This is a genomic window from Yoonia sp., assembly GCF_046292185.1.
In the GTDB taxonomy this organism is placed as follows: Bacteria; Pseudomonadota; Alphaproteobacteria; order Rhodobacterales; family Rhodobacteraceae; genus Yoonia.
This window is the reverse complement of sequence record NZ_JBKBQY010000127.1, coordinates 1-7136: the sequence shown is the minus strand read 5'-3', so window position 1 is coordinate 7136 and position 7136 is coordinate 1. Positions and strand designations below refer to the sequence as shown.

8 protein-coding genes and 1 pseudogene are annotated in these 7136 nt (G+C 58.7%); 6 read left to right on the top strand and 3 right to left on the bottom strand.

Going from position 1 to position 7136, the window contains the following annotated elements; all coding sequences use genetic code 11:
• A partial coding sequence (locus tag ACK4TM_RS16345) for a glycosyltransferase family 25 protein (RefSeq protein WP_409703266.1) occupies positions 1-535 on the top strand: 535 nt, incomplete at its 5' end.
• Between the two features lie 3 nt (positions 536-538).
• Here ACK4TM_RS16345 and ACK4TM_RS16340 read toward each other — a convergent pair.
• Positions 539-1510 carry a glycosyltransferase family 8 protein gene (locus tag ACK4TM_RS16340; protein ID WP_409703263.1) on the bottom strand — a complete coding sequence of 324 codons (972 nt, stop codon included), beginning with the start codon at positions 1508-1510 and terminating at the stop codon, positions 539-541.
• The gene (gene ychF / locus ACK4TM_RS16335; RefSeq protein ID WP_409703260.1) at positions 1507-2604 is read right to left on the bottom strand and encodes a redox-regulated ATPase YchF; all 1098 of its coding nucleotides are present in this window, start codon (positions 2602-2604) and stop codon (positions 1507-1509) included. The genes ACK4TM_RS16340 and ychF overlap by 4 nt, the downstream gene beginning before the upstream one ends.
• A gap of 129 nt (positions 2605-2733) precedes the next feature.
• Here ychF and trpA point away from each other — a divergent pair, with 129 nt between their 5' ends.
• From trpA to ACK4TM_RS16315, 4 genes are all read left to right on the top strand, one after another.
• A complete protein-coding gene (gene trpA, locus ACK4TM_RS16330) occupies positions 2734-3525 on the top strand; it encodes a tryptophan synthase subunit alpha (RefSeq protein ID WP_409703256.1) in 792 nt (263 codons plus the stop codon).
• Between the two features lie 56 nt (positions 3526-3581).
• Positions 3582-4745: an L-lactate dehydrogenase gene (locus ACK4TM_RS16325; protein WP_409703253.1), complete on the top strand. Its 1164-nt coding sequence runs from the start codon at positions 3582-3584 to the stop codon at positions 4743-4745.
• Positions 4746-4932: 187 nt separating this feature from the next.
• On the top strand, positions 4933-5133 hold the full coding sequence (locus ACK4TM_RS16320; protein ID WP_409703250.1) for a hypothetical protein: 201 nt from the start codon (positions 4933-4935) through the stop codon (positions 5131-5133).
• Positions 5134-5354: 221 nt separating this feature from the next.
• Positions 5355-5603 carry a hypothetical protein gene (locus tag ACK4TM_RS16315; RefSeq protein WP_409703247.1) on the top strand — a complete coding sequence of 83 codons (249 nt, stop codon included), beginning with the start codon at positions 5355-5357 and terminating at the stop codon, positions 5601-5603.
• A 49-nt stretch (positions 5604-5652) separates the two neighbouring features.
• Here the strand turns inward: ACK4TM_RS16315 and ACK4TM_RS16310 are convergent, their stop codons facing one another.
• A complete protein-coding gene (locus tag ACK4TM_RS16310) occupies positions 5653-6813 on the bottom strand; it encodes an MFS transporter (protein ID WP_409703245.1) in 1161 nt (386 codons plus the stop codon).
• A 202-nt stretch (positions 6814-7015) separates the two neighbouring features.
• Here ACK4TM_RS16310 and ACK4TM_RS16305 point away from each other — a divergent pair.
• Positions 7016-7136: pseudogene (locus tag ACK4TM_RS16305) on the top strand (50S ribosomal protein L25); the annotation flags it as partial.

Genomic DNA, 7136 nt, shown 5'->3' with positions numbered 1-7136 from the left:
CTGGGACTTGTTGGCAGGCTCGCCCCATCGGGTCGCTCTGATCCTTGAAGACGATGTCGTGTTTCACGACGATTTTCTGGAGAGCCTTGATCTGGCGCTGGCGGGGGCCGCACATTGGGACACGCTGCGGTTCAACTGCATCCGCGCAAAGCTGCCGATCTGTCAAGGCAAGCTGGGGCGCTATCGGCTGAACGCCTATGCCGGGCCATTCACGGGTAATGCGGCCTATCTGATCAAGCGCAATATAGCAGCACGGCTCGCTCCTGCGTTCTGGCCGCAGACCCGCGCGCATGATCACGAGATGAACCGCTTTTTCTACCACGATTTCCGGCAATTCGGGTTAGAGCCGTTTTCATCCCACGTCGATGACGGCGGGGTCAGCGCGATCACTGGAACAGGGTTCGGTCTGGTACGCAAGTTTCCGTGGTATCGGCGGCTGCCGCATTATGGGGTGAAAGCGGGGAACTACATTCGCAGGGCTTGGTGGCTGGCAAAAAAACGGCGGATTTGGCCGGGTAGTTCTACGTTGAACTAACCTTTACTTTGGTGGCAACACTTTCATGATGTCACCACCATGGCGATTGTATCCATCTACAAACTTAAACGTCCTCGTCAAATGTTTCAAAATGCGAAAAACCATCGCGCGTTTGCTTAGTCTTTTGGCAGGTTCACCAATATTTTGAGACAGATGCGGATAATACATATCCATGAAGCGCCTTGCTATTTCTCGGTAACGAACAGGCACACTATCTTTCTGATCAGACCAAGGCTTCGATGATCCAATAAAATGTAAAATTTGGACGTTAATAAACATATCAAACATTGGACGGACGGCGACCCATTGCCAATTCCATGCAGGATGGAGTTCCATCCAGTTATCTTTCAAAGCAATATTCAGAATTGGCTGGTCTAGCATACTAAGCTTATGCGCAACTTGGTTGGATGCTTGTATACATGCCGCACGAATATCCTGATCCAAGAATTTTTGGGTATCGATTAGCAAAGCACCCGAATTGAAGTAGTTGCCGTGAAACCCAGCTTCGCTTTGATCTTTTGTGTCTCGGTACGGTTTCTTCCATTTAGCGCTGTCCCTACAAGCCCCGACCGGACACTCACCGAGATTTATGGCAAAGGCATCGTTAATGGCCTCCCCAACAACGAAGACATCGCAATCAAGGTAGAAAACGCGGCTATATTCGGAAGAAAAAGCTTCTGCCAACACCAACCGTAAATAAGCGGTCATCGACAATTTCCGGGGCGTCGGGATTGTTGCAAAAGCATCCCCGACATCAATCTGGCACATTCTGATGTCATGCCCTTCCAGTGCGGGAGGTATCGTCAACTCATCCAGCGACGTGATGCAGATATCATAATCCCGCACCGGATTGTTGCGCAGCAGCGTATGGATCGCCAGCGCCGCATAGGGCAGGTAATTCGCGTCACAGCAGAACACCACCGCATGGCGCGACTTGGCGGGGCGGTTTTCCGCGACGACCCTGATCTGTGTCACGTATTAAACAGGAAATGCAGCACATCCCCGTCCTTGACCGTATAGGTCTTGCCTTCCGCGCGCATCTTGCCCGCCTCTTTCGCCGGTTGTTCGCCGCCCAACGTCACGAAGTCATCATAGCCAATCGTTTCCGCCCGGATGAACCCGCGTTCAAAATCGCCGTGGATCACGCCTGCCGCCTGCGGGGCGGATGTGCCCGCCTTGATCGTCCAGGCGCGCGCCTCTTTCGGGCCAACGGTGAAATAGGTCTGCAGATGCAGCAGCGCGTAACCGGCGCGGATCAGCCTGTCCAACCCCGGTTCATCCAGCCCCATTTCGCCAAGGAACATCTCGGCCTCGTCGGCGTCCAGCTGGCTGATCTCTTCCTCGATCCGGGCGCTGATCACCACGGATGAATTGCCTTCCGCCGCGGCCATCTCTGCCACGCGGGCCGACAGGGCATTGCCGGAACCGGCGCTGGTTTCTTCGACGTTGCAGACGTAAAGCACGGGTTTCGTCGTCAGCAATTGCAGCAGGCGCCAGGCCTTGGCGTCATCGGCATCCACCGCGACGGTGCGCGCCGGTTTGCCGTCTTCCAGCACCTTTTGCGCGGCTTCCAGCAGGCGGACCTGCTGGGCGGCGTCTTTATCGCCGCCTTTGAGTTTGCGGGTCAGGTTGGCAAGCCGTTTTTCGATGCTTTCCAGATCGGCCAGCATCAGTTCGGTTTCAATCGTGCTGGCATCTTCGACCGGGTCAACGCGGCCTTCGACATGGGTGATGTCGTCGTCTTCAAAACAACGCAGCACATGGGCGATGGCGTCACATTCGCGGATATTGGCAAGGAACTGGTTGCCAAGGCCCTCGCCCTTGCTGGCACCTTTCACCAGCCCGGCGATATCGACAAAGGTCATCCGCGTCGGGATGATCTGTTTCGATCCGGCGATATCGGCCAGCTTGTCCAGCCGCGCATCCGGCACGGCCACGTCGCCGACATTGGGTTCAATCGTGCAGAACGGGAAATTCGCGGCCTGCGCGGCAGCGGTTTTCGTCAGCGCGTTGAACAGGGTGGATTTGCCGACATTCGGCAAACCAACAATACCCATCTTGAAACCCATGCCGTCACTCCTTTTATGCTGACGCGCTTCTAGGCGGGCGGCGCTGCTGACGCAAGCCTTTGGCCAGCGGGCATTGATTTCCCCCGCCCTATCGCGCAGGAAGGGGACGATATAAATCCGGGGATGACCATGAGCAGAATCGACGCCAAATTCGCGCAATTGCGGGCCGAGGGCCGCAAAGCCTTTGTCGCTTATGTGATGGCGGGTGATCCCGATTATGACAAAGGGCTGGAGATCGTCAAAGGTCTGCCCGGTGCCGGTGTCGATATCATCGAACTGGGGATGCCGTTTACCGACCCGATGGCCGATGGCGAAACCATCCAGCTTGCCGGACAGCGTGCATTGTCCAGCGGTCAGACGCTGGAAAAGACGCTGGATTACGCGCGTGCCTTGCGCGAAACCGATGACACGACGCCGATTGTGATGATGGGCTATTACAACCCGATCTATTCGCGCGGCGTGGAAAATTTTCTGGCCGATGCGGTGTTCGCCGGGATCGACGGGCTGATCATCGTCGATCTGCCGCCCGAGGAGGATGAAGAGCTTTGCATCCCCGCGCAAAAGGCCGGGATCAATTTCATCCGTCTGGCCACCCCCACGACGGACGACAAACGCCTGCCCAAGGTGTTGGAAAATACGTCGGGTTTCGTCTATTACGTTTCCATGACCGGGATCACCGGTACCGCTGCGGTACAGACCGACAGCGTCGCGCCCGAAGTCGCACGGATCAAAGCCAAGACCGATCTGCCCGTCATCGTCGGTTTCGGGATCAAGACGCCAGAGGCCGCGCGCGCCATCGCACAGGTGGCGGATGGTGCGGTTGTGGGGTCGGCCATCGTGGACCGGATCGCTGCCGGTCATTCCGTGGAAGATGTGCTCGCCTTTGTCGCGGCCTTGGCCAAAGGCACGCATAGCGCCTGACCCATTGCATGAACGTCCCGGATCGGTAATGTCGCCTTACCAATCCGGGGGAAACCATGCCTGTCATCACCACCATCGCTGATCTTCAACGCCTGCACAAACGCCGCACACCCAAGATGTTCTATGATTACGCCGAAAGCGGATCATGGACGGAACAGACGTTCCGCGAAAACACATCCGATTTCGACAAGATCCGGCTGCGCCAGCGGATCGCGGTGGACATGACCAACCGCACGACAAAATCTCAGATGATCGGGCAGGATGTGGCGATGCCCGTCGCACTCGCCCCTGTCGGGCTGACGGGGATGCAATGCGCGGATGGCGAGATCAAGGCGGCCAAAGCGGCCGAAAAATTCGGTGTGCCCTTCACCCTGTCCACCATGTCGATCTGTTCCATCGAAGACGTGGCCGAGAATACCACCAAACCATTCTGGTTTCAGGTCTACACCCTCAAGGACGACGATTTCATGCAGCGCCTGTTTGACCGGGCGCGCGCGGCGGGCTGTTCGGCCATCGTCATCACGCTGGATTTGCAAATTCTGGGGCAAAGGCACAAGGATCTGAAGAACGGCCTGTCCGCGCCGCCGAAATTCACACTGGCGAGCATGGCGGATCTTGCCACCAAATGGGGCTGGGGCATTGAAATGCTGCAGACCAAGCGCCGGTTCTTCGGCAATATCGTGGGCCATGCCAAGGGCGTGTCGGACCCGTCGTCGCTGTCATCCTGGACGGCAGAGGCGTTTGATCACGCGCTGGACTGGGACCGCGTCGCGCAATTGATGAAGATGTGGGGCGGCAAGGTGATTCTGAAAGGCATCCTTGATGCCGATGATGCGCGCAAGGCCGCAGCGCTGGGGGCCGATGCGATCGTGGTGTCGAATCACGGCGGGCGGCAGTTGGACGGTGCCTTGTCATCGATCCGCGCCCTGCCCGCGATTCTGGATGCGGTCGGCGACAAGGTAGAGGTGCATTTCGACAGCGGCATCCGGTCAGGTCAGGACGTGCTGAAAGCCTTGGCGCTGGGGGCCAAGGGCACCTATATCGGGCGCGCCTATGTCAACGGGCTGGGTGCGATGGGCGAGGCAGGCGTGACCCGCGCGCTGGAGGTGATTCACAAGGAACTGGACACCACAATGGCGCTGTGCGGGCGGCGTGACATCACCGAAGTGGACCGCGATATCCTGTTGGTGCCAAAGGATTTTGAAGGATCATGGGTCTGATGCCGCCTTTCAACGCCGCGAAAAGGTGCCAACCGTGGGGATTTTGCATCGCCTGTCGTATTTTTGCACGATCTGCACGACGAAGTGATTGACCGTGAGCCAAAGCTACTTATTGCTGGGCGCGATCGTCGGTGTGGTTTTTGCTGCACCGGTCGTCAGATCGCAAACCAAAGTTAGGAAAATATTCATGCGTATCACTAAAGTACTCGCCACAGCCGCTGCTGTCGCTGTTGTGTCCACCTCCGCTTTTGCTGGCGGCCTGTCCCCTGAAGTCATGGAAGCCCCGGTCGTCGTGGCCGAGCCCGCACCTGCCGGTTCCTCGATCAACCCTGCTTTCATCGTGGTTGGCGTTCTGGCCGCACTGCTGATCGCAGCTGCTGCTGACTAATTTCACCTGAACGCGCAAGCGTTTACGTGATGATCACACGGGCCGCAGCGGAATATCCTCTGCGGCCTTTTTGTTGCCCAAACATTGCATCTGCGACGAAAAGACATCAATCTGACACTTTTTTGACGAAATTCATTGACGCATTATCGCGTGCTGCGGAACAATCTTGGGGTAGCGGCCATATTCCCGCTGAATTCGACTACCCAAAAGGAGATTGACCAATGCGTATATCCCAAGTTGTCACAAGTGCAGCAATTCTTGCTGCTGTTTCCACAACCAGCTTTGCCGGCGGTCTTGCGCCTGAGGTGATGGAGCCCCCCGTCGTCGTCACAGAGCCGGTCGCCGCCGCGCCATCGATCAACCCCACTTTCATCGTGCTAGGCGTTCTGGCCGCATTGCTGATCGCGTCGGGATCATCAAGCAGCAGTAATGGTGGAGACGAAGAGATCGACGAGCCAGATCCAGTCTAACAAATCAAGGCGTTTATACGACAGGGCCGCCCAACACCCGCGGCCCTGTTCAGCTTTGCGCCACCGCCACTTGCCCCGCCCGTTGCCGCGACACCAGCACCGCCAGCGGCACGGCGGTCAGCAGCAGGACAGCCACGCCAAGAAAGGCCGCGCGCAGGCCGAAGGCTTCTGACATCAGGCCCATGGCTGTCGGGGCCAGAAAGAACCCGGAAAATCCGATGACGGCTGTCCGGCTGATCGCCTCCGTGCGCAGGTGCGGCGGCACCAGCTTGCCTACCAGCGCCAGCCCCATCGGCCCGATCACCGACACGCCCAGCCCCAGAATGCCGAAACCGGCATAGGCGACCAAAGGCGTCGGGGCGAGCGCGGCCAACACCGCCCCGCTGGCCGACAGCAAGGAAGCCCAGACCACGACCTGCACCTCGCGCAGTTTTTCCGCCACCGCCTGCCCGGCAAAACGGCCAAAGGCCATCGTCAACCCCAGCATCGCAGGCCCCAGCGCGCCTTCTGCCGCACCGCCGCCCAGCGTGCGTTCGACATGCAGCGCGGACCAGGCCTCGACCGTGGCCTCTGACATGAAGGCGACCAGCACGATGGACCCGCACAACAGGATCGGCCAAAGCGGGTAACGGCCCTGATAGCCGTGTTCGGCGGCGACATAGGTCACATCCATCCGCACGAAGGGAATCATGCAGATCGCAAACAGGCCAAAGCCCGCAAAGACGGGCGCAGGCGGCAGGCCCGCCTCGCGCGTGAACCCCACGATCAGCGCGGCACAGGCATAAGCGACCGAAAACATCGCGTGATTGGCATTCATCAGCGGGCGGCTGTGCCGTGCCTCCAATTCGCTGACCCGTGCATTCATCACCACGTCGAGCAGCCCCGATGCCAGCCCCACCAGCGCCATCGACATCGCAAAGATCAGCGGATGTGTGATATGCGCCGGGATCAGCCAGGCCAGCGCCAGCGCCGCAATCGCGCCCTGCATCGACCGGCTGCCGAGCCAGCGATCCACCCGTGGGGCCAGCCACATCGCTGATACCAGCCCCATGGCCGACCCCAGCAACACCGTGCCGAACACCGCGTCAGACGCACCAAGTTGCGCCTTGATCACCGGCACATAGGCCGCAAAACAGCCCCAGAATATCCCGACGACCACAAAGGCAGTGGCAGGACGACGTGACAGAATCAAGGCGTTGACAATAGACATGACGCCATGCGTGCCGTGCCAATTTTCCCAAAGCAAGTTTCAAATCGCACCATTTTCGCGATGCGCCGTCACATGGGCCCTGACCCATGCCCCTTCACCGCGAAATAGGCTTTTCAATCACGCCAAATCCGCCTATAGGGCAGGCTTCATCGGGCTCGGACACCCTTGGAGGCGGGCCCCTCTATATCAAAGGATTACCAATATGGCTGGCAAGATTCCAGATCTGAACGCCAAGGTACGCGCGGGGACAGGCAAGGGGGCCGCCCGCCAAGCTCGTCGTGAAGGCGAAGTACCTGGCACTGTTTATGGCGGCGGCACAGACC